Annotated in this window: 22 protein-coding genes and 1 other RNA gene; 11 read left to right on the plus strand and 12 right to left on the minus strand. The window is 67.1% G+C overall.

Features of this window, described 5'->3' with window-relative positions; all coding sequences use genetic code 11:
- From sucB to A5686_RS19090, 5 genes are all read left to right on the plus strand, one after another.
- Positions 1-1,086: 2-oxoglutarate dehydrogenase, E2 component, dihydrolipoamide succinyltransferase (sucB, locus tag A5686_RS19070; protein WP_067937529.1), on the plus strand; the 1,086-nt coding region annotated here is incomplete at its 5' end.
- Positions 1,087-1,100: 14 nt separating this feature from the next.
- Positions 1,101-2,024, plus strand: coding sequence for a TIGR01777 family oxidoreductase (locus tag A5686_RS19075; protein WP_067937531.1), 924 nt, complete (start codon positions 1,101-1,103; stop codon positions 2,022-2,024).
- 81 nt (positions 2,025-2,105) lie between these two features.
- Positions 2,106-2,804, plus strand: coding sequence for a lipoyl(octanoyl) transferase LipB (gene lipB / locus A5686_RS19080; protein WP_067937533.1), 699 nt, complete (start codon positions 2,106-2,108; stop codon positions 2,802-2,804).
- A complete protein-coding gene (gene lipA, locus A5686_RS19085; RefSeq protein ID WP_067937535.1) occupies positions 2,801-3,724 on the plus strand; it encodes a lipoyl synthase in 924 nt (307 codons plus the stop codon). Before lipB ends, lipA begins: the two co-directional genes overlap by 4 nt.
- Before the next feature lie 58 nt (positions 3,725-3,782).
- Complete coding sequence (locus A5686_RS19090; RefSeq protein ID WP_067937537.1) at positions 3,783-4,535, plus strand: DUF4191 domain-containing protein; 753 nt, start codon at positions 3,783-3,785, stop codon at positions 4,533-4,535.
- A 119-nt stretch (positions 4,536-4,654) separates the two neighbouring features.
- On the opposite strand, the gene A5686_RS19095 is transcribed toward A5686_RS19090, so the two are convergent.
- Positions 4,655-5,077: an RDD family protein gene (locus A5686_RS19095; protein WP_067937539.1), complete on the minus strand. Its 423-nt coding sequence runs from the start codon at positions 5,075-5,077 to the stop codon at positions 4,655-4,657.
- Between the two features lie 244 nt (positions 5,078-5,321).
- Between A5686_RS19095 and glnA (A5686_RS19100) the strand changes: the two genes are divergently transcribed.
- Positions 5,322-6,758 (plus strand): type I glutamate--ammonia ligase, encoded by a 1,437-nt coding sequence (gene glnA / locus A5686_RS19100; RefSeq protein ID WP_067937541.1) that lies wholly within the window; start codon positions 5,322-5,324, stop codon positions 6,756-6,758.
- A gap of 86 nt (positions 6,759-6,844) precedes the next feature.
- Here the strand turns inward: glnA (A5686_RS19100) and A5686_RS27370 are convergent, their stop codons facing one another.
- From A5686_RS27370 to A5686_RS19140, 9 genes are all read right to left on the minus strand, one after another.
- Positions 6,845-7,018, minus strand: a complete 174-nt coding sequence (locus A5686_RS27370) for a hypothetical protein (protein ID WP_156750140.1) — start codon at positions 7,016-7,018, stop codon at positions 6,845-6,847.
- A 68-nt stretch (positions 7,019-7,086) separates the two neighbouring features.
- Positions 7,087-7,377, minus strand: coding sequence for an ANTAR domain-containing protein (locus tag A5686_RS19105; RefSeq protein WP_082947716.1), 291 nt, complete (start codon positions 7,375-7,377; stop codon positions 7,087-7,089).
- 232 nt (positions 7,378-7,609) lie between these two features.
- Positions 7,610-8,470, minus strand: coding sequence for a TIGR03619 family F420-dependent LLM class oxidoreductase (locus tag A5686_RS19110; protein WP_067937545.1), 861 nt, complete (start codon positions 8,468-8,470; stop codon positions 7,610-7,612).
- Positions 8,467-9,111 (minus strand): PaaI family thioesterase, encoded by a 645-nt coding sequence (locus tag A5686_RS19115; protein ID WP_067937546.1) that lies wholly within the window; start codon positions 9,109-9,111, stop codon positions 8,467-8,469. The genes A5686_RS19110 and A5686_RS19115 overlap by 4 nt, the downstream gene beginning before the upstream one ends.
- The gene (locus A5686_RS19120) at positions 9,108-12,092 is read right to left on the minus strand and encodes a bifunctional [glutamine synthetase] adenylyltransferase/[glutamine synthetase]-adenylyl-L-tyrosine phosphorylase (RefSeq protein ID WP_067937548.1); all 2,985 of its coding nucleotides are present in this window, start codon (positions 12,090-12,092) and stop codon (positions 9,108-9,110) included. The genes A5686_RS19115 and A5686_RS19120 overlap by 4 nt, the downstream gene beginning before the upstream one ends.
- Positions 12,093-12,143: 51 nt before the next feature.
- Positions 12,144-13,484, minus strand: coding sequence for a type I glutamate--ammonia ligase (glnA, locus tag A5686_RS19125; RefSeq protein WP_067937549.1), 1,341 nt, complete (start codon positions 13,482-13,484; stop codon positions 12,144-12,146).
- A gap of 247 nt (positions 13,485-13,731) precedes the next feature.
- Entirely contained in the window at positions 13,732-14,058 is a 327-nt protein-coding gene (locus A5686_RS19130) for a hypothetical protein (RefSeq protein ID WP_156750141.1), read from the minus strand.
- A gap of 32 nt (positions 14,059-14,090) precedes the next feature.
- A complete protein-coding gene (locus tag A5686_RS19135; RefSeq protein ID WP_156750142.1) occupies positions 14,091-15,656 on the minus strand; it encodes an alpha/beta hydrolase in 1,566 nt (521 codons plus the stop codon).
- 147 nt (positions 15,657-15,803) lie between these two features.
- Positions 15,804-17,360: an alpha/beta hydrolase gene (locus A5686_RS19140; RefSeq protein WP_067937554.1), complete on the minus strand. Its 1,557-nt coding sequence runs from the start codon at positions 17,358-17,360 to the stop codon at positions 15,804-15,806.
- A 346-nt stretch (positions 17,361-17,706) separates the two neighbouring features.
- On the opposite strand from A5686_RS19140, the gene panB reads away from it, so the two are divergent.
- Entirely contained in the window at positions 17,707-18,555 is an 849-nt protein-coding gene (panB, locus tag A5686_RS19145; RefSeq protein WP_067937645.1) for a 3-methyl-2-oxobutanoate hydroxymethyltransferase, read from the plus strand.
- A 191-nt stretch (positions 18,556-18,746) separates the two neighbouring features.
- Positions 18,747-19,937, plus strand: a complete 1,191-nt coding sequence (locus tag A5686_RS19150; RefSeq protein WP_197520641.1) for a cellulase family glycosylhydrolase — start codon at positions 18,747-18,749, stop codon at positions 19,935-19,937.
- 10 nt (positions 19,938-19,947) lie between these two features.
- Here A5686_RS19150 and A5686_RS19155 read toward each other — a convergent pair whose 3' ends face one another.
- Positions 19,948-20,283, minus strand: coding sequence for a heme-binding protein (locus A5686_RS19155; RefSeq protein WP_067937558.1), 336 nt, complete (start codon positions 20,281-20,283; stop codon positions 19,948-19,950).
- A gap of 235 nt (positions 20,284-20,518) precedes the next feature.
- Here A5686_RS19155 and A5686_RS19160 point away from each other — a divergent pair, with 235 nt between their 5' ends.
- Positions 20,519-20,758, plus strand: a complete 240-nt coding sequence (locus A5686_RS19160) for a hypothetical protein (RefSeq protein WP_067937647.1) — start codon at positions 20,519-20,521, stop codon at positions 20,756-20,758.
- Positions 20,759-20,896: 138 nt separating this feature from the next.
- Entirely contained in the window at positions 20,897-22,444 is a 1,548-nt protein-coding gene (locus A5686_RS19165; protein ID WP_067937649.1) for a CYTH and CHAD domain-containing protein, read from the plus strand.
- An 11-nt stretch (positions 22,445-22,455) separates the two neighbouring features.
- Here the strand turns inward: A5686_RS19165 and rnpB are convergent.
- An RNA gene (gene rnpB, locus A5686_RS19170) (RNase P RNA component class A) lies at positions 22,456-22,857 on the minus strand.
- A 121-nt stretch (positions 22,858-22,978) separates the two neighbouring features.
- On the opposite strand from rnpB, the gene A5686_RS19175 reads away from it, so the two are divergent.
- The gene (locus tag A5686_RS19175; RefSeq protein ID WP_067937560.1) at positions 22,979-23,689 is read left to right on the plus strand and encodes a 2OG-Fe(II) oxygenase; all 711 of its coding nucleotides are present in this window, start codon (positions 22,979-22,981) and stop codon (positions 23,687-23,689) included.
- Position 23,690 lies beyond the last annotated feature (1 nt).

Below are 23,690 nucleotides of genomic sequence, written 5' to 3' on the forward strand. Positions count from 1 at the left end.
CCGGCGGCACCCCAGCCCCAGCCGCAGCCGCAGGCGCAGGCGCAGCCCAAGCCCGAACCCACGCCGACCCCCGCCCCGCAGCCCCAGCCGAAAGCTCAACCGGCGCAACCGCAACCGGTAAGCTCGGGGACCGACGGCACTCCGTACGTGACGCCGCTGGTGCGAAAACTGGCCGCAGAAAACAACATCGACCTGAACTCGGTGACGGGCACCGGGGTGGGCGGTCGCATCCGCAAGCAAGACGTGCTGGCCGCCGCCGAACAGAAGCAACAGGCCGCCCAGGCGCCCGCGGCCGCGCCGGCCCCCGCTGCCGCGGCCCCCAGGGCGGCGGCGGCGCCAACCCCGGCTCCGGCGCTGGCGCACCTGCGGGGCACCACCCAGAAGGCCAGCCGGATCCGTCAGATCACCGCGAACAAAACCCGCGAATCACTACAGGCGACAGCCCAACTCACCCAAACCCACGAGGTCGACATGACCAGGCTGGTCGGGTTGCGGGCCAGGGCCAAGGCGGCTTTTGCCGAGCGCGAGGGGGTGAACCTGACCTTCCTGCCGTTCATCGCCCGGGCGGTGATCGACGCGCTGAAGATCCACCCCAACGTCAACGCGAGCTACAACGAGGACACCAAGGAGATCACTTACTACGACGCCGAGCACCTCGGCTTCGCGGTCGACACCGAACAGGGGCTGCTGTCGCCCGTCGTACACAACGCGGGTGACCTGTCTCTGGCCGGGCTGGCCAGGGCGATCGCCGACATCGCCGCGCGCGCCCGGTCGGGCGACCTCAAGCCCGACGAGCTGTCCGGGGGCACCTTCACCATCACCAACATCGGTAGCCAGGGGGCGCTGTTCGACACCCCGATCCTGGTTCCGCCGCAGGCCGCCATGCTGGGCACCGGCGCCATCGTGAAGCGGCCGCGCGTCGTGGTCGACGAGGCCGGCAACGAATCGATCGGCGTCCGCTCGATCTGCTACCTGCCGTTGACCTATGACCACCGGCTGATCGACGGCGCAGACGCGGGTCGCTTCCTGACCACCATCAAGCATCGGCTGGAAGAGGGAGCCTTCGAGGCCGACCTCGGTCTGTAGAAGGACAAGCGAACGTGGCTCGCGCTGGTCAGAACGCCGTCATCGCGATTGCGGGTTCGTCCGGCCTCATCGGTTCCGCGCTCACCGCGGCCCTGCGCGCCGCCGATCACCGGGTACTGCGCATCGTGCGCCGCACCCCGGCGAATGCCGATGAGCTGCACTGGAATCCCGAGACGGGCGACCTCGACCCCGACACGCTTTCAGACGTCGACGCCGTGGTCAACCTGTGTGGGGTCAACATCGGCAGGCGGCGTTGGTCGGGCGCATTCAAGCAGAGTCTGCGAGACAGCCGAATCACCCCCACCGAAGTCTTGGCGCATGCCGTCGCCGACGCCGGTGTGGCGACCATGGTCAACGCCAGCGCAGTGGGCTTCTACGGCGATACCAAGGACCGCGTGGTGGATGAAAACGACCGTGCGGGAACCGGTTTCCTCGCGCAGCTGTGCGAAGACTGGGAAGCCGCCACCCTGCCCGCCCAGTACGGCGGCGCCCGGGTGGTGCTGGCCCGCACCGGGCTGGTGTTCTCCCCCGCCGGTGGCGCCCTGGCCCGGTTGCGGCCGCTGTTCCGCACCGGCCTCGGTGCAAGACTGGGCAGCGGGCGCCAGTACATGTCGTGGATCACGCTCGAAGACGAAGTGCGTGCGCTGTTGTACGCAATTTTCGAGCCCGAGCTGACCGGCCCGGTCAACATGACCGGGCCCGCTCCGGTCACCAATGCCGAGTTCACCACCGCATTCGGGCGCGCGGTCAACCGTCCAACCCCGTTGATGGTGCCCGGATTTGTGATCCGGGCGGCGCTGGGCGAGTTCGCCGAGGAGGGCCTGCTGATGGGGCAACGCGCCATCCCGTCGGCACTGGAGCGTGCCGGATTCACTTTCCACCACAACACCATTGGCGAGGCGCTCACCTACGCCACCGCCCGCCGCGACCACGACTAGTGGCGCTCGCCACGCGACGGCACAGGCCGCCCCGCCGCCCGCGGCGCGCCTCGCCGGCCCGGGCCGAGTACCGTCGCGAAGGTGATCGAATCCATCCGATCCAGCCAGGCCTTGATCGACGTCCGCCGGCTGGGCACCGTCGACTACCGCGTGGCCTGGCAGCAGCAACGCGATCTGGCCGACGCGCGGGTGGCCGGCGGTAGCGACACGCTGCTACTGCTGGAGCACCCCGCGGTCTATACGGCGGGGCGGCGCACCGAGCCGCACGAACGGCCCGTGGACGGCACGCCAGTCGTCGACACCGATCGTGGCGGCAAGATCACCTGGCACGGTCCCGGCCAGCTGGTCGGTTATCCGATCATCGGGCTGGCCGAACCGCTCGACGTGGTCAACTACGTGCGCCGCCTGGAAGAGGCGCTCATCAAGGTCTGCGCCGACTTAGGCGTGGGTGCGGTCCGGGTGCGGGGCCGGTCCGGGGTGTGGGTCCCGGGCGACGGGGGGCGGCCCGACCGCAAGGTGGCCGCCATCGGCGTCCGGGTGTCGCGGGCGACCACCCTGCACGGATTCGCCCTCAACTGCGACTGCGACCTAACCGCTTTCAGCGCCATCGTGCCGTGCGGCATCAGCGGCGCCGGAGTGACGTCACTGTCGGCCGAGCTGCGCCGACCGGTGTCGGTCGAGGATGTGCAGACGGCGGTTGGCGACGCCGTCTGCGACGCCTTGGACGGAGTGCTGCCGGTCCGTGACCACCCCGCAGCGCGCGTAGCATCAGCGATGTGACTGTCGCACCGGAAGGACGCAAGCTCTTGCGCCTGGAAGTGCGCAACGCCCAGACTCCGATCGAGCGCAAACCGCCGTGGATCAGGGTGCGGGCCCGGATGGGTCCGCAGTACACCCAGCTCAAGAGCCTGGTCCGGCGCGAAGGTCTGCATACGGTGTGCGAGGAGGCCGGCTGCCCCAACATCTTCGAATGCTGGGAGGACCGCGAGGCCACCTTCCTGATCGGCGGTGATCAGTGCACCCGCCGCTGCGACTTCTGCCAGATCGACACCGGGAAGCCCGCCGAACTGGATCGCGACGAGCCCCGGCGGGTCGCCGACAGCGTGCGCACGATGGGCCTGCGCTACGCCACCGTCACCGGGGTGGCCCGTGACGACCTGCCCGACGGCGGAGCCTGGCTGTACGCCGAGACCGTGCGTGCCATCAAGGAATTGAATCCGTCGACCGGCGTCGAGCTGTTGATCCCCGACTTCAACGGCGATCCCACCCGGCTCGCCGAGGTGTTCGACTCACGCCCGGAGGTGTTGGCGCACAACGTCGAAACCGTGCCGCGCATCTTCAAACGGATCCGGCCCGCCTTCACCTACCAGCGCAGCCTCGACGTGCTGACCGCGGCGCGCGACTTCGGTTTGGTCACCAAGAGCAACCTCATCCTCGGCATGGGCGAGACGCCGCACGAGGTGCGCACCGCGCTCGCCGACCTGAACGATGCCGGCTGCGACATCGTCACCATCACCCAGTACTTGCGCCCGTCGGTGCGTCACCACCCCGTCGAACGCTGGGTGAGGCCGGAAGAATTCGTCGAGTTCGCGCGGCACGCCGAGGAGTTGGGCTTCGCCGGGGTGCTGGCCGGACCGCTGGTGCGCTCGTCGTATCGGGCGGGACGGCTTTATGAGCAGGCCGCCCGCAGCCGATCCTGACCTCGCCCGCGAAACGGTAGTGGCTTCGTCCGGTCGCGGCCCTACGTATTCTTTGACTATGGCTAAATCCCGCAGTGCCGCTGAGAACAAGGCCGCGCGAGCGCAGGCGCAGGCCGCCCGCAAGGCCGCCGCGCGGGAGCGCCGCACCCAGTTGTGGCAGGCGTTCAAAATTCAGCGCCAAGAGGACAAGCGGCTCCTGCCGTACATGATCGGCGCCTTCGTGCTGATCGTCGGCATCTCGGTAGGGGTCGGTATCTGGGCCGGCGGGCTGACGATGATCACCCTGATCCCGCTCGGCGTGGTGCTCGGCGGCCTGGTCGCCTTCATCGTGTTCGGCCGCCGCGCCCAGAAGTCGGTCTACCGCAAAGCCGAAGGCCAAACCGGCGCCGCCGCCTGGGTGTTGGACAACCTGCGCGGCAAGTGGCGGGTGACCCCAGGGGTGGCCGCGACTGGCCATTTCGACGCCGTTCACCGGGTGATAGGCCGGCCCGGCGTCATCCTGGTCGGCGAGGGAGCGGCGACCCGGGTGCGACCGCTGCTCGCGCAGGAGAAGAAGCGCACCGCCCGGCTCATCGGTGACGTGCCGATCTACGACATCATCGTCGGCAACGGCAAGGACGAGGTATCGCTGGCCAAGCTGGAGCGCCACCTCACCCGGTTGCCGGCCAATATCACCGTCAAGCAGATGGACACGCTGGAGTCGCGGTTGACCGCGCTGGGGTCGCGGGCCGGCGCCGCCGTCATGCCCAAGGGGCCACTGCCCAATTCGGGCAAGATGCGTGGCGTGCAGCGCACGGTGCGCCGCAAGTAGGCGGGGCCTTAAGTCACCGCCGATCGCAAGCGCGGCGAAGCCGGGCGCAGCGGGTCGGCGGCATGATCACCGCCGATCGCAAGCGCGGCGAAGCCGGGCGCAGCGGGTCGGCGGCATGATCACCGCCGCACGACGGCCGTCGCGGTCAGCCGGTCCTGCATTCCGCGGCCGTCCCAGTCGGTGAACAACGCCGGGACGACCGTGCCGACGAGCACGCCACGCACCACCGCACGGCCCAGGCCAACCGGCCCGCGGCCGTCCACAGTCACAACCTGCAGGCGTAACACCAGCTGGCCGGGCGTGAACCCGAACAATCGCAGGAAGACCACGCCCAGCACGAACCAGATCACCAAGACCGCTGTGGCCAGCGCCGGTTGGGAGAACAGGCCGAAGCGCATCGCCAGCGCGGCCAGACCGTACGAAATCAGCCAGTCGATCATCAACGCGCCCAACCGGCGTCCCATCGGCGCCAAGGAGCCCGGGCCGCTCTGCGGGAATCCCAGCTTTTCACCGGGAAAAGCGGATCGCGATTCCGCCATCATCGGCGCGGACCGGAGTCCGAATAACCGGCGGGAACGGCCGGGTACGGAGGGCGGGCGGTGCGCCTGGCCACCGGAAAAGATACGATCTTGCGATCCATGGCCCCACAATAGAACCCGCCGCTGACGCGGCCACTTTTAGCGTGTGGCATGGTCACGTAACGTGCGCGCAACATCGGGTTGACTGACGGGCAACATCTGCTCCATAGCGTCAGGCCGCGGATCTCACCAAGTAAAGGAGCATTCTGTGACGGAAACGACGCCCGACGACGTCTTCAAACTCGCAAAGGACGAAAACGTCGAATTTGTCGACGTCCGGTTCTGTGACCTGCCCGGCATCATGCAGCACTTCACGATCCCGATTTCGTTCTTCGACGAGAGCGTTTTTGAGGATGGCCTAGCCTTCGACGGCTCGTCGATTCGCGGATTCCAGTCCATTCACGAATCCGACATGCTGCTCCTGCCCGACCCCGCGACCGCGCAGATCGACTTGTTCCGCGAAGCCAAGACGCTGAACCTGAACTTCTTCGTGCATGACCCATTCACCCTCGAGCCGTACTCGCGCGACCCACGCAACATCGCCCGTAAGGCCGAGAACTACCTGATCAGCACCGGCGTGGCCGACACCGCCTACTTCGGCGCCGAGGCCGAGTTCTACATTTTCGACTCGGTGACCTTCGACTCGCGCACCAACGGCTCGTTCTACGAGATCGACGCGATCGCGGGCTGGTGGAACACCGGCTCGCCGAACGAGCTCGACGGCAGCCCCAACCGCGGCTACAAGGTGCGCCCTAAAGGTGGCTACTTCCCCGTCGCCCCCGTCGACCACTACGTCGACCTGCGCGACAAGATGCTGTCCAACCTGATCACGGCGGGCTTCAGCCTGGAGAAGGGCCACCACGAGGTGGGCACCGGCGGCCAGGCCGAGATCAACTACAAGTTCAACACGCTGCTGCACGCGGCCGACGACATGATGCTCTACAAGTACATCGTCAAGAACACGGCCTGGCAGCACGGCAAGACCGTCACGTTCATGCCCAAGCCGCTGTTCGGCGACAACGGTTCCGGCATGCACACCCACCAGTCGCTGTGGAAGGACGGCAGCCCGCTGATGTATGACGAGACCGGGTATGCCGGCCTGTCGGACACCGCCCGTCACTACATCGGCGGCCTGCTGCACCACGCGCCGTCGCTGTTGGCCTTCACCAACCCGACGGTGAACTCCTACAAGCGCCTGGTGCCCGGTTACGAGGCGCCGATCAACCTGGTCTACAGCCAGCGCAACCGGTCGGCGTGTGTGCGCATCCCGATCACCGGCAACAACCCGAAGGCCAAGCGGCTCGAGTTTCGCTGCCCCGACTCGTCGGGCAACCCGTACCTGGCGTTCTCGGCCATGCTGATGGCCGGCCTGGACGGCATCAAGAACAAGATCGAGCCGCAGGCGCCGGTGGACAAGGACCTCTACGAGCTCCCGCCCGAGGAGGCCGCCAACATCCCGCAGGCTCCCACGCAGCTGTCCGCGGTGATCGACCGGCTGGAAGAAGACCACGAATACCTCACCGAGGGCGGCGTGTTCACGCCGGACCTCATCGAGACGTGGATCAGCTTCAAGCGCGAGAACGAGATCCTGCCGGTCCAAATCCGGCCGCACCCTTACGAGTTCGCGCTGTACTACGACGTGTAAGCAGATGCCATCCGCTTGGCGATCACCGCACCGATCGCCGAGCGGGTGGATTCATGTCCTTGCTCGCGTGCTCGGCAATGAAAGTCCTACGCCTTGGCGACTTCTCGAAGAACCGTGAGGCGCGTCGCCGCGTAGCGTTCATCCAGTAGCGCATCGGCCACTTCTATCGACGGTAGCGGCCCGCCACACTCCCGAGCCGCACGACGCAGCGCCGCAACGGCTCGCAGTTCGGCGTCGATAATCCTGATATCACGCGCCATTTTCGGGGTTTACCCGCCAACGGCAGTGTTAATCGCATTTGTTGGGTCCGGCCAACGGCAACGGCCGTTCAAATAGTGGTGTCGTCTCCGGAAACCAGCCGAAGCGGTGCAACCGGTTCGGGCCGCAAGGCATCCACCGAGTTGTTGTCGTGGATTAATTGCTCGGCGACCACGCACATCTGCGTCCTCGTTTCCCGCGATATAGTGCGAAGCACCTTCAAGGCTTGCGCGCCGTCGAGATCGAAGCGGTTCATGATGATGTCCACGGCCCGCTCGATGAGTTCACCAGGCGAGAGCTGACTCGCATTGGAATCGTCGGTAATCATGCTTTCCCAATCTGTCCGAAGCCGCCCGGTCATTTGAAAAGCCAGCTTCGGCCCTTGGACCAATTATGCTCCGATTTTTCGCAGCGCGAGCGGGTCGACTCCGGCCGCCGCCCAAGTGTTACCCGCGGCCGCGTCCTCGGGGATCCGACAGCCATGCGCAGCCGTCGAATGTTCACTTCGCTCGGGGCGATCGATCCTCGAAACATAAACCATGCCGAGCCTCGGCGCCGGTGTGTCGGTCGCCGCCGTTTATGTGTCGCGGCGCCTAGCCGTCGAGCGCGAGGTCCTTGCGGAAGCGTTGCATGCCGTCGATCTTGTCGTCCAGGCTGGCGTCGGGCCCGGCGTAGAACATCCATGGCATGGTGATGATGCCGGTGATGCCCGCATCCTCGACCCGCTGATAGTCGGCGATGGTGAACGCGTCAGTCAGAGGTGTCAGAACGGTGAAATCGTCCATGGTCAAACCATTTTCGGCGCGTATCTCTCGCAGCCTGCCTACCGCATCGATGGCCCGCTCGGACTTGATCAAATCGCCGATCCAGCCGTCGTTGCGGGCAGCGCGGCGCAGCGCGATGTCGCTGAGCCCGCCGACATACACCGGTATCGGCGGCGGAGTGGGCTGCATTTCCAGCCGCGGCGCTCGATAAAACTGGCCCTCGAACTCCGTCCAGCCCGGGGACCACAGCGCGCGCATCAGATCGATGATTTCATCGGTGCGCTTGCCCCGGGCCTCGAATCGCTCACCCATCAAAGCGAATTCCTCACGGCACCACCCCACGCCGATACCCAGCTCCACCCTTCCGGACGCCAAAACCGCTGCGGTGCCAATGGCTTTCGCCGCGGAGTACGGGTTACGCATCGCGGGGATATAGACAGTGTTGACGAATCGCAACCGCGTGGTGACCTGGGCCAGCGCACCCACGAGAACCCACGGATCGGGCCAGTCAGTGAAGGGCTGCCAGCGTCTTTCCCCGTCTTTGGTGTACGGGTACGGGGTGTCCAGAGTCTCCAGATTGACGACATGATCGGGGATGCCGATCCCGTCATAGCCCAGCTCGTCGGCCGCCTTGGCGAGCTCGATGATCTCGCGGGTGTTCAGGAACGCGCTGCTGATGTAGAACTTCACTGCGCCTCCTGCGCCCAGGCCGGCTCGATGAATACGCCGTCGGCCTCGACGGTGACGCCGGTGGCATCCGAAATAGCGCCGCGCGCAAAGACTTTCCGGCCTTCTTTGCCGTCGACCCACGCCTCACAGCGAAGCGGGCCCAGCGGGGTGCCGCGCAGATATTTCACCGTGATGGTCCCCGTGAAGCGCGGTTTCGACAGCCCCTCGCTGGCCGCCTCCCCGAGCATGTGGTCGAGCACCAGGGCGCTGACGCCGCCGTGCACCAGTTTGGGTGGACCCTCGTAGGCCGAGCCGAGGGTGAATTCGCTCCAGCAGCGGCCCTCGCCCTCGTGGTGCACGACGATCGGCGGGGCGATGGGGTTGCACACGCCGATAGCGGCGTTGCCCAACGGCAGCGGGCGGCCGTTGACGCGATAGCTCACCCCGAGGGGGCGGGTGCGTTGCCGCAACGATGCGGTGGCGGTTTCGATCGCCCTGCGGGCCTCGGCGACAACCTCGTCGTCCGCCTCGGTCCGGATGGTGGCGTCGACGAGCTCGCGGACCGCATCGGCCAACGGAGCGTAGAGGGCGGTCACGCGATCGGCCTCCGCCGCGCTGAGCACCTCGAATATGGCGTCCAACGCGCCGGCCTCCTGACTCAACTCCCGAACACCCTGCGCACCACAGCTTTTGCGCGTCGCGTCACCCGAAGATAATTGTCTAAGAACTCCCCGCCCTCATCGGTCGGCCAGCCCGCGGCCACGGCGACCGCGTTGAGCTGACGGCCGGGCCCGGGCAACTGATCGGTGGGCTTACCGCGGACCAGCACCAGCGCGTTGCGGGCCCGGGTCGCCGTCAGCCAGGCCTGCCTCAACAGCTCCACCTCATCGGCGGGCACCAGGCCGGCCGCGGCGATCGCGTCGAGGCACTGCAGCGTCGACGTGTTGTGCAGCGCGGGAACCTCGTGTGCGTGTCGCAGTTGCAGCAGCTGCACGGTCCACTCGACGTCGGCCAGCCCCCCGCGCCCCAGCTTGGTGTGCGTGTTCGGGTCGGCACCGCGGGGCAACCGCTCGGCATCGACGCGGGCCTTGATGCGCCGGATCTCCTGCATCGCCTCCGGCGACACCCCGTCTGACGGATACCGCGTCTTGTCGGCCATCAGCAGGAACCGCTGCCCCAGCTCCGCGTCGCCGGCAACCGAGTGCGCCCGCAGCAGTGCCTGGATCTCCCACGGCTGCGCCCACTGCTCGTAGTAGGCGGAGTAGGACGCCAGGGTGCGCACCAGCGGACCCTGGCGTCCCTCGGGCCGCAGGTTGGCGTCGACCTCCAGCGGAGGGTCGACGCTGGGCGTCCCCAGCAGCGCCCGCACCTGCTCGGCGACACCCGTCGCCCAGCGCACGGCCGCGGAGTCCTCGACACCGGACGTTGGTTCGCAAACGAACATCACGTCAGCGTCGGATCCATAACCCAACTCGGCGCCGCCCAGCCGGCCCATGCCGATGACGGCGATCGCGGCCGGCGCCCGGCCAGCCTCGGGCAGGTTGGCCCGGATCATCGCTTCCAGTGCAGCCTGCAGCACCGCCACCCAGATCGAGGTCAGCGCCGCGCACACGTCGGTGACCTCGAGCATGCCGAGCAGATCGGCGGACCCGATGCGGGCCAATTCGCGACGGCGCAGCGTGCGCGCCGCGGCGATCGCCCGCACCGGGTCGGAGTAACGGCTGGCCGACGCGACCAGCGCACGGGCCACAGCGGCGGGTTCGCTTTCAAGCAGTCGCGGACCGGACGGCCCGTCTCCGTAATCCTGAATGACCCGCGGCGCGCGCATCAGCAGGTCCGGCACGTACGCCGAAGTGCCCAGCACGTGCATGAGCCGACGTGCCACCGCGGGCTTGTCGCGCAGCGTCGCCAGATACCAGTTCTCCCCGGACAGCGCCTCGGACAGCCGCCGGTAGGCCAGCAGCCCGCCATCGGGATCGGGCGAGTACGACATCCAGTTGAGCAGCCTGGGCAGCAGCACCGACTGAACCCGACCACGCCGCCCGCTCTGGTTGACCAGGGCCGCCATGTGCTTCAGCGCGGTCTGCGGACCCTCGTAGCCCAGCGCCGCCAGCTGGCGTTCGGCGGCTTCGGAGGTCATGCCGCGAGCGATGTCCAGCCCGGCCGGGCCGATCGATTCCAGCAGGGGCTGATAGAAGAGCTTGGCGTGCAGCTGGGAGACCCGCAGGTTCTGGTGTCGCAATTCCTCGCGCAGCACCCCGGCCGCGTCGTGGCGGCCGTCCGGCCGGATGTGCGCGGCCCTGGCCAGCCAGCGCACCGCCTCCTCGTCGTCGGCCTCGGGCAGCAAGTGGGTGCGCTTGAGCCGCTGCAGCTGCAATCGATGCTCGAGGAGCCGGAGGAACTCGTAGGACGCGGTGAGGTTGGCCGCGTCCTCGCGCCCGATGTAGCCGCCCTGGCCCAGCGCGGCCAGCGCATCCACCGTCGACGCCACGTGCAGCGAGTCGTCGTCGCGACCGTGCACCAACTGCAGCAGCTGCACAGCGAATTCCACGTCGCGCAGCCCGCCGCTGCCGAGCTTGATCTCGCGGCCGCGGACCTCGGCGGGCACCAGTTGTTCGACCCGGCGGCGCATGGCCTGCACCTCGGTCACGAAGTCCTCCCGTTCGCAGGCGACCCAGACCATCGGCATCAGCGCGTCCAAGTAGCGCTGTCCGAGCTCCGTGTCGCCCACCGCCGCACGGGCTTTCAGCAGCGCTTGGAACTCCCAGGTCTTCGCCCAGCGCTGGTAGTAGGCGACGTGTGACTCGACGGTGCGGACCAGTTCACCGCTTCGCCCCTCGGGTCGCAGACCGGCATCGACCTGAAAGAACGCCTCAGAGGCCAGCCGCATCATCTCGCTGGCCACGCGGGTGGTGACCGTGTCGGCCTGCTCGCCGACGAAGATGACGTCGACGTCGCTGACGTAGTTCAGTTCCCGGGCACCGCATTTGCCCATCGCGATGACCGCCAGCCGTGGCGGCGTCCGGTCGCCGCACACGCTGTTCTCGGCAACCCGCAGCGCGGCGGCCAGCGCGGCATCGGCCAGGTCCGAGAGGTGGGCCGCCACCACGGTGAATGGCACCACCGGTTCGTCCTCGACCGTCGCGGCCAGATCCAGTCCGGCCAGCACCAGCAACTGGTCGCGGTACAGGGTGCGCAACCGCACCATCGCCGAGCCCGGCTCCGCCAGCGATTCGTCGACGCATTCGGTGAACATGTCGCACAGCTCGTCGTGGGTGGGGAGTTTGACGTTGCCGCGCAAGAGTTTCCAGGACCCGGACTGGGCGATCAGGTGATCGCCGAGCGCCAGCGACGAGCCGAGCACACCGAACAGCCGACCGCGTAGCGGGCGTTCGGTGAGCAGGGCGGCGTTGAGCTCGTCCCAGCCGGCATCGGGGTTCTCCGACAACCGGACCAGGGCGAGCAGTGCGGCATCGGGGTCCGGCGCGCGCGACAGCGACCACAGCAGGTCGACGTGGGCTTGGTCGTCGTGCTCGTACCAACCCAGCTGGGCCATGCGTTCGGCCGCTTGCGGATCGACCAACCCGAGCCGGCCGACGCTGGGCAGCCTGGGGCGCTGCGTCGCGGGTTTGGTCACGACCACGACCGTAGCGCAACCTGCGGGGTCTTCAGCCTCAGCGGCGCCCGATACGGGCTACAGCGACAGGTAGGTGCTCAATTCGTAAGGGGTGACGTGACTGCGGTAGTTCGCCCACTCGGTGCGCTTATTGCGCAGGAAGAAGTCAAATACGTGCTCTCCCAAGGTTTCCGCGACCAGTTCGGAGGACTCCATGGCACGAAGTGCGCTGTCCAGGCTCGTCGGCAGCTCGCGATATCCCATCGCGATGCGTTCGTCGGCGGTCAGGTCCCACACGTTGTCCTCGGCCTGCGGCCCCAGCACGTAACCCTTCTCTACCCCGCGCAGGCCGGCGGCCAGTAGCACGGCGAAGGTCAGGTATGGGTTGCACGCCGAGTCGGGGCTACGGACCTCGACGCGTCGCGACGACGTCTTGTGCGGCGTGTACATCGGCACCCGCACCAGCGCGGACCGGTTGGCCGCACCCCACGACGCCGCGGTGGGCGCCTCGCCGCCTCCCACCAATCGCTTGTAGGAGTTGACCCATTGGTTGGTGACCGCGCTGATCTCCGATGCGTGCTCGAGGATCCCGGCGATGAAGGACTTGCCCACATCGGAGAGCTGCAACGGGTCGTCGGGGCTGTGGAACGCGTTGACGTCACCCTCGAACAGGCTCATGTGGGTGTGCATCGCCGAGCCGGGATGCTGCCCGAACGGCTTGGGCATGAAGGTCGCGCGGGCGCCGTTCTCGATCGCGACCTCCTTGATGACGTAACGGAACGTCATCACGTTGTCCGCCATCGACAGCGCGTCGGCGAACCGCAGGTCGATCTCCTGCTGGCCGGGCGCTCCCTCGTGGTGGCTGAATTCCACCGAGATACCCATGAATTCGAGCGCTTCGATCGCGTGGCGGCGGAAGTTCGAGGCGGAGTCGTGGACGGCCTGGTCGAAGTAGCCGGCGGTATCGACGGGAACCGGCGGCGTCCCGTCGTCGGGGCCCGGCTTGAGCAAGAAGAATTCGATCTCTGGGTGCACATAGCAGGAGAAGCCGAGGTCGTTGGCCTTCTGCAGCTGGCGGCGCAGCACGTGCCGCGGATCGGCCCACGACGGCGATCCGTCCGGCATGGTGATGTCGCAGAACATCCGTGCCGAGTGGTGGTGGCCGTTGGGCGTGGCCCAGGGCAGCACCTGGAAGGTGGACGGGTCGGGGTTGGCCACGGTGTCGGATTCCGAGACCCGCGAGAAGCCCTCGATGGAGGAGCCGTCGAAGCCGATGCCCTCCTCGAAGGCGCCTTCGAGTTCGGCCGGGGCGATGGCGACCGACTTCAGGAAGCCGAGCACGTCGGTAAACCATAAGCGAACGAAACGGATGTCTCGTTCTTCGAGGGTGCGGAGGACGAATTCCTTCTGTCGATCCATAACTCGAACAGTATGCAACTGCTGTTAATTCTGTGTTACCGGATCGGTACCGCTGCGCTGTGACCTGGCCTCAAGATACGAAGGCTGCCGGTACTTGTCCGGCGCGCCGGCGGCCGGCCGCAAAGCTCGTGACGGGAGCCGGGCGCACAAGTGAGCCGTCTACGGCGAACACCGCGGGCGGTATTCGCCGACGCGAGTTCGCCTCTCCCCTTTGATCAACGGACCCTACGGCTTCGCCCGCAGTCCCTTACGGGCGCTCCTCGACCACACAGTGAACAATCGCATCGGCAAGCTGTGGGTTGAATCCCATGTGGGAAACCTTCTGAGCTTCGGCAGCAGGGGGAACACCAGAGTTCAGATCTTGCTCGATCTCGCCAACAAGCTGCAAGTTCTGCGGGTCGGCCTCTCCGATTGGTTCCGTTATCTTTCCCACGCAGCGGCGGTAACCGCTGTAATCAGCGTGAGCAGACGCGCTCATCAGCACAGCCGGGGCGATCAACAGGACGGCGACGGCTAGCCCGGCCGTGACAGCGAGATAGATGAAACGCATGGTCAGGCGAATACCCAGCCGCAACCGTGAATAATCAGCAAACGATTCGGTGCCGGTCAGGATTGGCAGCGGTAGGAGGCCGGTGGCGGAGTGCCGGCGACGAGATACCGGACGACGGCGGTGTCGACGCATTGGTGGCCGTTGAATACCGCGGTGTGCTGCGTCCCGTCGTAGGTGATCAGCGAGCCACCGAGCTGGTGGGCCAGGTTCACGCCCGCCTGATACGGCGTGGCCGGATCGTGGGTGGTGGAGACGACGACGACCTTGCCGGCCGGCATGGGCGGCGCGGCGTGTGGTGCAGACGTCGCGGGCACCGGCCACAGCGCGCATAAATCGCGCGGAGCATTCCCGGTGAACTGGCCGTAGCTGAGGAACGGCGCGGCCTGGCGGATGCGCTGATCGGCACTCACCCAGCTGGCCTGGTCGGTCGGATTCGGCGCGTCGACGCAGCGGATCGCGTTGAACGCATCCTGGTCGTTGGAGTAGTGCCCATCCTTGTCGCGCCCGTCGTAGTCATCGGCGAGCAGCAGCAGGTCACCCGCGTCGGTGCCCTGCGCCAGGCCGAGCAGGCCGCTGGTCAGGTATTTCCAGTGCGCAGGCGTGTAAAGGGCGTTGATGGTGCCGGTGGTCGCGTCGGCATAGCTCAGCCCGCGCGGGTCAGCGGTGTGACCCGGCTTGGTCACCAGGGGGTTGACCAGCGCGTGGTATCGGTTGACGAATTGGGTGGGGTCGGTGCCCAGCGGGCAGCCCGCCGAGCGGGCACAGTCGGTGGCGTAGTCGTTGAAAGCCGTTTGAAATCCCGCCATTTGGTTGACGTTCTCGTCGATCGGCCCGACGGTCGGATCGATGGCGCCGTCGAGCACCATCGTGCGCACGTGGTTGCTGAACTTCTCCAGGTAGGCGGTGCCCAGCTCGGTGCCATAGCTGTAGCCCAAATAGTTGATCTGGTCGTCGCCGAGTGTTTGGCGGACGGCATCCATGTCGCGTGCGACCGATGCGGTGCCCGTGTTGGCCAAAAACGCCGCGCCCATCCGGTTGACGCACTGCTGGGCCAGTTGCCGGTAGAGCTGCTCGATATGGGCCACCCCGCCGGGGCTGTAGTCGACCATCGGCTCTCGCCGGTACGCGTCGAACTCAGCGTCGGTGCGACAGCGCAGCGCGGGCGTCGAGTGGCCGACTCCCCTCGGATCGAAGCCGACGAGGTCGAAATTGCGCCGGATCGGAGAGTCCTCCAGGTCCGAGGCCATCGCGGCCACCATGTCGACCGCCGAGCCACCGGGACCGCCGGGGTTGACCAGAAGGGATCCGATCCGTTGTCCGGTTGCGGGTATCCGGATCATCGCCAGCTTGGCCTGCGCACCAGCGGGGTTGTTGTAGTCAATCGGTACCGACACAGTGGTGCACTGGGAGGTGGGGATATCGCTTGTGTCACTGACGAATTGGCTGCAGCTGCCCCACCCCTGCGGCACCGCGGCCGACGGCGGATTCGGGCCCGGAGTCTGCCCGGCACCGGGTTCCGGCGTGGCGCCGGCCGGGGGCGGCGCCACGACGCAGCTACCACCGAGCATCAGCAAGGAAAACAGCGCCGAGCTCAAGGACCTCAGGCGCGACATGGCTGTCATCGTTGCAGCCCCCGGTACCCACGACAGCGCGAAACGGTCACGCCTTGGTCTCGGCTGCAGCCCGCGCCGAGCGTGCACTCACGGCGACGAAACGACGAAAAACTCGCCGTGAGTGCACGTTCGGCGTCTACGCGATAGCCGGGCTGCCTAGCACTTGGCGCCGTTGGGCGGGATGGAGCCGCCGACCAGGTACGCCGTCACATAGTTGTCGATGCAGCCGTCGCCCTGGAAGACGACGGTGTGCTGGGTGCCGTCGTAGGTGAGCAGCGAGCTGCGCAGCTCGTTCGCTAAGTCGACGCCCGCCTTGTACGGGGTGGCCGGATCGTGGGTGGTCGACACCACCACCGTGGGAGCCAGGCCGGGCGCGGAGATGGTGTGCGGCTTGCTGGTGGGCGGCACCGGCCAAAACGCGCAGGTGCCCAGCGGGGCATTGCCGGTGAACTGCCCGTAGCTCATGAACGGTGCGAGCTCGCGGGAGCGACGGTCTTCGTCGACGACCTTGGCGCGGTCGGTAATCGGCGGCTGGTCCACGCAGTTGACCGCGACACGCGCGTCGGTGGCGTTGGTGTAGTGGCCGTGCGAGTCGCGGCGCATGTACATGTCGGCCAGGGCGAGCAGTGTGTCGCCGTGGTGATCGACGAGTTCGGACAGACCGTCGGTCAGGTGGTGCCACAGGTTTGGCGAGTACAGCGCCATGATGGTGCCGATGATCGCGTCGCTGTAGCTCAGGCCACGTGGGTCGTTCGTCGGTGCGGGCCGGCCGACCATGGGGTTGTTCGGGTCGACCAGCGGGTCGACCAGGCTGTGGTAAACGTCCACCGCTTTGGCGGGATCGGTGCCCAGCGGGCAGTTCGGCTGCTTCGCGCACTCGGCGGCGTAGTTGTCGAACGCGTCCTGAAATCCCTTGGCCTGACGAAGGTCGGCTTCGATCTGATCGGCGTTGGGGTCGACGGCTCCGTCCAGGATCATCGCCCGCACGTTGTGCGGGAAGGCCTCGGCGTAGGCCGAGCCGATCCGGGTGCCATAGGAGTAGCCGAGGTAGGTGAGCTTCTCGTCGCCGAGCGCCGCGCGGATGGCGTCGAGATCTCGTGCGACGTTGACGGTCCCGACGTTGGCCAAAAAATCCTTGCCCATCTTGTCGACGCAGCGGGCGACGAACTGCTTGGTTTCGTCCTCCATGTGGGCGACGCCCGCCGGGCTGTAGTCCACGTTGGGCTCCGTGCGCAGCCGATCGTTGTCGGCGTCGGAGTTGCACCAGACCGCAGGCCGCGACGCCCCCACCCCGCGAGGGTCGAAACCGACGAGGTCGAACCGTTCGCGGACCTTCTTGGGCAACGACTGGACGACACCCAGCGCCGCCTCGATGCCGGACTCCCCCGGCCCGCCGGGGTTGATCACCAGCGAGCCGATCTTGTCGCCGGTGGCGGGGAAACGAATCATCGCTAGCGTTGCGACGTCCCCGTCGAGGTGGTCGTAGTCGACCGGCACGGCCAGTTTGCCGCACAGCGCGCCGGCCGGAAGTTTGACCTTGGGGTTCGCGGCCCGGCACGGCGTCCACTCCACCGCCTGGCCCAGCTTCGGCCCGGACATGACGGCGCGTCCCACCACCACGCGGACGCAGCCCGCCAGAAGCAGCGCGACGGCAGCCATCGACGTCCAGACCAGCAGCGTGCGCGCGGTCTTGCCGCGGCGAGACAGCCCCATGCCAACCTATGCTGCCAGAGGGAACCTGAGATCCTGATTAGCGGCACCACGGCCCGGATACCGTGCGAGCGCGACCAGCTTGCCTCCCCATCGCGGACTCGTCGGCCATCTCCCATAACTCGGGCGGCAGATCCGGACCAGCAACCGGGCCGATGCCGAGTTTGCCCCGCGGCGACGAGGGAGTCGCGCAGCCCGTCTCCGCTCGGCGGGTTGGTGCGCGCATGGTGTGTCTCACACCGCCTCGGCGGTGCAACTGAGCAAAAGAAATGGCAGAATCAAGTGGTCAAACGAACCCGGGGACCCTCAGCGGCCACGAGGATCGAACCGACCACCATTAGGGACAATGATGTCTGAGCACAACGTTTACGGTGCCAACCCGCCTGTGCAGCCCGAAAAGGCGAGGCCCAAGATCCGCACCCATCACCTGCAGAAGATGAAGGCCGAGGGGCACAAGTGGGCCATGCTCACGGCCTACGACTACTCGACGGCCCGCATTTTCGACGAGGCCCGCATCCCGGTCCTGCTGGTCGGCGACTCCGCAGCCAATGTGGTGTACGGCTACGACACGACGGTGCCGGTCTCGATCGATGAGCTGATTCCGCTGGTGCGCGGCGTAGTGCGGGGTGCCCCGCACGCGCTCGTCGTCGCCGACCTGCCGTTCGGCAGTTACGAGGCCGGCCCCGCCGCCGCGCTGGCCGCCGCCACTCGGTTCATGAAGGAAGGCGGCGCACACGCGGTCAAGCTCGAGGGCGGCGAGCGGGTGGCCGAACAGATCGCCTGCCTGACCGCGGCCGGCATCCCCGTGATGGCCCACATCGGGTTCACCCCGCAAAGCGTCAACGGCCTGGGCGGGTTCCGGGTGCAGGGCCGCGGTGACGCGGCGGAGCAGACGGTGCACGACGCGATCGCCGTTGCCGAGGCCGGCGCATTCGCCGTCGTCATGGAGATGGTGCCGGCCGAGTTGGCCACCCAGATCACCGGCAAGCTGACCATCCCGACCATCGGGATCGGCGCCGGACCGAACTGCGACGCCCAGGTGCTCGTCTGGCAGGACATGGCCGGTATGAGCAGCGGCAAGGCCGCCCGCTTCGTCAAGCGGTTCGCGGACATCGGCGCGGAATTGCGCCGGGCTGCAACGCAATATGCGCAAGAGGTGGCCGGCGGGGTGTTCCCCGCCGACGAGCACTGCTTCTGATGGATTCGTAGCGCTGGTTTGCACGCCCACATCGCCGGTCTGAGGTTCGCGCCTGGTTGACGGCGGTATCTCGTCGGAACGAAACCGCTGAAAAGTGTTGCGGTACAAAAATGTACGATGGCTCGCGGAGACGATCCGAACTCTGACGAGCAGGGGTGGACCACATCGACCGGGGGACTCGCGGTGACTTCGTGCACCGGCGAATGGTGCTGACGCTGCCGCTGCTGGTGGCAGGAGGCATGGCCATGGCACAGACGCCACGCGCGTCTGCCAAACCACCCCGTACCTCGCCGCAAGCCAGCAGGTGGTCACCTGAACGCGCGAACCGCTGGTATCAGGCACAAGGATGGCCGATCGGCGCGAACTACATCACCTCCAACGCCATCAACCAGCTGGAGATGTTCCAGCGCGAAACCTTCGACCCCCCGCGCATCGATACCGAACTGCGCTGGGCGCGGGCCAACGGATTCAATGCGATACGGGTCTTCCTGCACGACCAGCTCTGGGCGCATGACCCTCGCGGGTTTCAGCGTCGTCTCGCCCAGTTCGTCGACATCGCCGCCCGCCACGGCATCAAACCGCTGTTCGTCCTGTTCGATTCGTGCTGGGATCCGTTTCCCCAGGCGGGCCCGCAGCGCGCGCCTCGGCCGGGCATCCACAACTCGGGCTGGGTCCAGAGTCCGGGGGCCGCGCGCCTGGACGATCGCGGCTACCTGCGCACCATGCGCGGCTATGTCACCGGAGTCCTGACGCAATTCCGCAACGACGACCGCGTCCTGGGCTGGGACCTATGGAACGAGCCGGATAACCCCGCGGACGCCTACGCTTCGGTCGAGCGCAACGACAAGGTGGACCTGGTCGCCCGCTTGCTGCCGCAGGTGTTCGAGTGGGCGCGGCTGGTTGATCCCTGTCAGCCGTTGACCAGTGGCGTCTGGCACGGCGAGTGGGCCGCCCCGGGCCGCCGCAGCGTCATCAGTGGCATCCAGCTCGACAACTCCGACGTCATCACGTTCCACTCCTATGGCGAGCCGGCGGAGTTCGAGAGGCGCATCGCCGAGCTTGTCCCGCTGGGCCGCCCGATCCTGTGCACCGAGTACATGGCGCGCCCGCTGGGCAGCACGGTGCAAAGCATCCTGCCGATCGCAAAGGGTGCCAACGTCGGCGCATTCAACTGGGGTCTGGTCACCGGGAAGACGCAGACCTTCTTTCCCTGGGACTCCTGGGACCACCCGAACCCGGACCCTGCGATGCCGCGGGAGTGGTTTCACGACCTGCTGGGTCCCGACGGACGGCCCTTCCGCGACACCGAGATCCAGACGATCCTCGAGTTGAGTGACCTGGCGATGCACTTGCAGCAGCCACCGCCACCACCGGCCGGCTGACGCCGATCGCTCAGCGGCACCGGTTCTGGAAATCGGTCAACGGCTGTCGAAGGCCCTCGAGGTCGGCGTGGGTTTGCGGATTGGCGTCCATGTACTGCTTCAATTGCGCACGCGCGTCGTCGCGGGGCTGCCCCTTCAAACCGGTGATGTACGCGTTGACGTCCGGGTGTGCGAACAAATATTCCGACGTCGCGGCGGCGACGCCCGACGACACCTGGGCCAGGTCGGCCGCCGTGCAATTCGGTTGCGACGAGGGCGTCGGCTCCGGATCGTCCATCGGCGGGTCCGCGGCGGCCGACCCCGCCGTCGCGAACAGCATTGCCACACTCAGCGCGCCGGCCGCCATTGCGCCGGCAACTGCTCGGCCCGCCGGGCGAATATAAGACACCATGGGAAACGCTCCTTCATCTCCGCCTGCGCAACTGCGGCCGGTATTGGTACCGCAAACCATAAGGGGTTTTTTCACCGTGCATGCGCTATTCGGCTGGCAAAGAAATGTGCAGCCATTTCTCGATCTGAGCCCATCGGTCGCGCGGCGACGGCAGAATGATCCACGGGTGGCAGGAAAGGAGACCGCAGAGATGAAACCGCGCCGCTGGTTTGCCGCAGTGCTGGTGCTGGCGGGCCTTGCCGTAACTCCCGGCATTCTCGCCGCGCACTCCGCCGATCGGGCGGATGCGACCGTGTGCGTGAACGCGGGCCGGCGCGTCTCTGTCAGCGGGTGCACCAACATCGCCGACAACATCCAACGCTATGTCCCGCCACCGGCCGTTTATGCGCCGTTGCCGGAGGACGACACGACGGCTCCTCCCCCGCCGTAACGGCGGCCGCGACGGGCGCTGCACTCACCAGCCGATCCGCGGCGGTCCCGTCGCCTCGGTATGGCACGCTATGGGTGCTCATTTCCCACCGTCCACCATGTTCACGGCCGCGGTGACGCGCCCGCAACGGAGCCGAAGATGCCTGCAAAAGCGATGCAGCCCGCGCGTCATCTCGAGGTCGAGCGCAAGTTCGACGTCGTCGAATCCACCGTGTCACCGTCGTTCGACGGGATCGCCGCGGTTGCGCACGTCGAGAAGTCGCCGACGCAAACCCTGGATGCGACGTACTTCGACACGCCCATACACGATTTGGCGCGCAACAAAATCACCCTGCGCCGCCGTACCGGTGGCTCCGACGCGGGATGGCACCTGAAGCTGCCGGCCGGTCCGGACTCCCGAACCGAGGTCCGTCTCCCGCTCGACGCATCGGGCGGCGACGATTCCGTGCCCGATGAGTTGACGGATGTGGTGCTGGCGATTGTCCGCGACCGTCCGCTGCAGCCGGTCGCGCGGATCACCACCCAGCGTGAGAGCCAGGTGCTCTGCGACGCGGCTGGCAACGCGCTCGCCGAGTTCAGCAACGATTACGTCACCGCGTGGTCGACGCGGGGAGCCCAGGACACCGACTCGGCGCCGACCGAACTGCAATGGCGCGAATGGGAATTGGAACTCGTCGAAGCGAGCGGGCTCGCTGGCGGAACAGCCGGCGTGGAGCTGCTCAACCGGTTGAGCAACCGACTGCTGGACGCGGGCGCCGTACCGGCGGGTCACGGCTCCAAGCTGGCGCGGGTGCTCGGTACCGCGCCGCCACCCAATGGCGCTCAGCCGCCCGAGGATCCGCTGCAGCGCGCGATCGCCGAGCAGATTCGCGAGCTGCTGGTGTGGGATCGCGCGGTGCGGGCCGACGCCTACGACTCCATTCACCAGATGCGCGTGACCACCCGCAAGCTGCGCAGCCTGCTGCGGGACTACCAGGAGTCGTTCGGATTGCCCGAGAACGGGTGGGTCCTGGACGAGTTGCGTGAGCTCGCCGGAATTTTGGGTGTGGCCCGCGACGCCGAGGTGCTCGCCGAGCGATACGAGCGCGAGTTGGACGGGCTCGCACCGGAATTGGTGCGCGGACCGGTGCGCGAACGCCTGGTCGGGGGTGCCCAGCGACGCTACCAGATCGGGCTGCGCCGGTCCTTGATCGCCATGCGATCGCAGCGATACTTCCGCCTGCTTGACTCCCTCGACCTGATAGCGGCCGAAACCCCCGGCGCCGCCAGCGCCGAGGAACAGGCCCCGGTGACCATCGAGGCCGCCTACAAAAAGGTCCGCAAGGCCAAGAAGGCCGCCGCCCAGGTCAACCGCGAACACCCCGACGACCCACACCAACGCGACGAGGCGATCCATCGAATCCGCAAGCGCGCCAAGCGACTTCGCTACACCGCCGCCGCGACCGGGGCGCCCGGCGTGTCCGACCGGGCCAAGGCGGTCCAGTCGCTGCTCGGTGACCACCAAGACAGCGTCGTCAGCCGCGAGCACCTGAGACAGGAAGCTGATGCCGCGCACGCCGCCGGCGAGGACACCTTCAGCTACGGGCTGCTCTATCAGCGGGAGGCCGACCTGGCCGACCGGTGCCGCGACGAACTCGATGCCGCCTTGCGCAAACTAGCCAAAGCGGTCCGCAAAGCCGGTCATTAGCAAGCTGAAGGCGGACGAGTTGGCCTGTAAGCCGGATTCTGTTCCCCGCCGCCGCGCATAAGCAACGGCGGCGCGGCGGCGACCATCCATCTGGACACGCCGTCACCGGGTGCCTCAAGCGGCCTACCCGCAGGCTCGGGCGAGCAACCCTCGAGCGCCTGCGCGGCCGCACCTTGCGGTGCGGCCTTCTTGGCCTTGCTTCGGGTGGGGTTTGCCAAGCCACCCCGGTCACCCGGGATGCTGGTGCGCTCTTACCGCACCGTTTCACCCTTACCACCGCGAGGGTGGCGGTCTGTTTTCTGTGGCACTTTCCCGCGAGTCACCTCGGATTGCCGTTAGCAATCACCCTGCTCTGTGAAGTCCGGACTTTCCTCGAACCGCTTGCGACGGTCCGCGGCCGCCCGGCCAACTCGTCCGCGACGAACAACGGTACTACCTGCGACATGCTGGTGCCAGCAACGCACGGCCGAGGCCCGACCACACCGCGCAGGCGCTATTTATGGTGGACAGGCAGACCAACACACGGGAGGCAGCATGTCCCAGTGGAAAAAGCGCGTCGACACAGGCGATTGGGACGCCATCGCCGCCGCGGTCGACGAGTACGGCGGTGCGCTGCTGCCGCGCCTGCTCACACCGGGCGAAGCGGCCCGGCTGCGCAAGCTTTACGTGTACGACGAGCTGTTTCGGTCGACCGTCGACATGGCCCCCAAACGCTATGGTGCCGGGCAATACCGGTATTTTCACGCGCCCTACCCCGAACCGATCGAGCAGCTCAAGCAGGCCCTATACCCACGGCTGTTGCCGATTGCGCGCGATTGGTGGGGCAAGCTGGGCCGCGACGCACCCTGGCCGGACGGTCTCGACGAATGGCTGGCGACCTGTCACGCCGCCGGCCAGACCAGATCGACCGCCCTGATGCTGAAATACGGTGCGGGCGACTGGAATGCCTTGCATCGAGATCTGTACGGGGAGTTGATTTTCCCGCTCCAGGTGGTCATCAACCTGAGTAATCCCGACGCCGACTACACCGGCGGCGAATTCCTGCTCGTCGAGCAACGGCTGCGAGCCCAATCCCGCGGCATGGCAACACAACTGCCGCAGGGACACGGGTATGTCTTCACCACCCGGGAACGCCCGGTGCGGTCGGCGCGGGGTTGGTCCGCGGCGCCGGTGCGCCACGGGGTCTCGGTCGTTCGCTCCGGCGAGCGTTATGCGATGGGGTTGATCTTTCACGACGCGGCGTAAG

The sequence above is a fragment of the Mycobacterium sp. E2479 genome, from assembly GCF_001667925.1.
In the GTDB taxonomy this organism is placed as follows: Bacteria; Actinomycetota; Actinomycetes; order Mycobacteriales; family Mycobacteriaceae; genus Mycobacterium.

Bases quoted from the DNA above. Each gene is read 5' to 3' on its own strand.
- A5686_RS19090 (WP_067937537.1), top strand. From the start codon at position 3,783: ATGGCTAAATCCCGCAGTGCCGCTGAGAACAAGGCCGCGCGAGCGCAG.
- A5686_RS19095 (WP_067937539.1), bottom strand. From the start codon at position 5,077: ATGATGGCGGAATCGCGATCCGCTTTTCCCGGTGAAAAGCTGGGATTC.
- A5686_RS27370 (WP_156750140.1), bottom strand. From the start codon at position 7,018: ATGGCGCGTGATATCAGGATTATCGACGCCGAACTGCGAGCCGTTGCG.
- A5686_RS19105 (WP_082947716.1), bottom strand. From the start codon at position 7,377: ATGACCGGGCGGCTTCGGACAGATTGGGAAAGCATGATTACCGACGAT.
- glnA (WP_067937549.1), bottom strand. From the start codon at position 13,484: ATGGATCGACAGAAGGAATTCGTCCTCCGCACCCTCGAAGAACGAGAC.
- A5686_RS19135 (WP_156750142.1), bottom strand. From the start codon at position 15,656: ATGACAGCCATGTCGCGCCTGAGGTCCTTGAGCTCGGCGCTGTTTTCC.
- A5686_RS19140 (WP_067937554.1), bottom strand. From the start codon at position 17,360: ATGGGGCTGTCTCGCCGCGGCAAGACCGCGCGCACGCTGCTGGTCTGG.
- panB (WP_067937645.1), top strand. From the start codon at position 17,707: ATGTCTGAGCACAACGTTTACGGTGCCAACCCGCCTGTGCAGCCCGAA.
- A5686_RS19155 (WP_067937558.1), bottom strand. From the start codon at position 20,283: ATGGCGGCCGGCGCGCTGAGTGTGGCAATGCTGTTCGCGACGGCGGGG.
- A5686_RS19160 (WP_067937647.1), top strand. From the start codon at position 20,519: ATGAAACCGCGCCGCTGGTTTGCCGCAGTGCTGGTGCTGGCGGGCCTT.
- A5686_RS19165 (WP_067937649.1), top strand. From the start codon at position 20,897: ATGCCTGCAAAAGCGATGCAGCCCGCGCGTCATCTCGAGGTCGAGCGC.
- A5686_RS19175 (WP_067937560.1), top strand. From the start codon at position 22,979: ATGTCCCAGTGGAAAAAGCGCGTCGACACAGGCGATTGGGACGCCATC.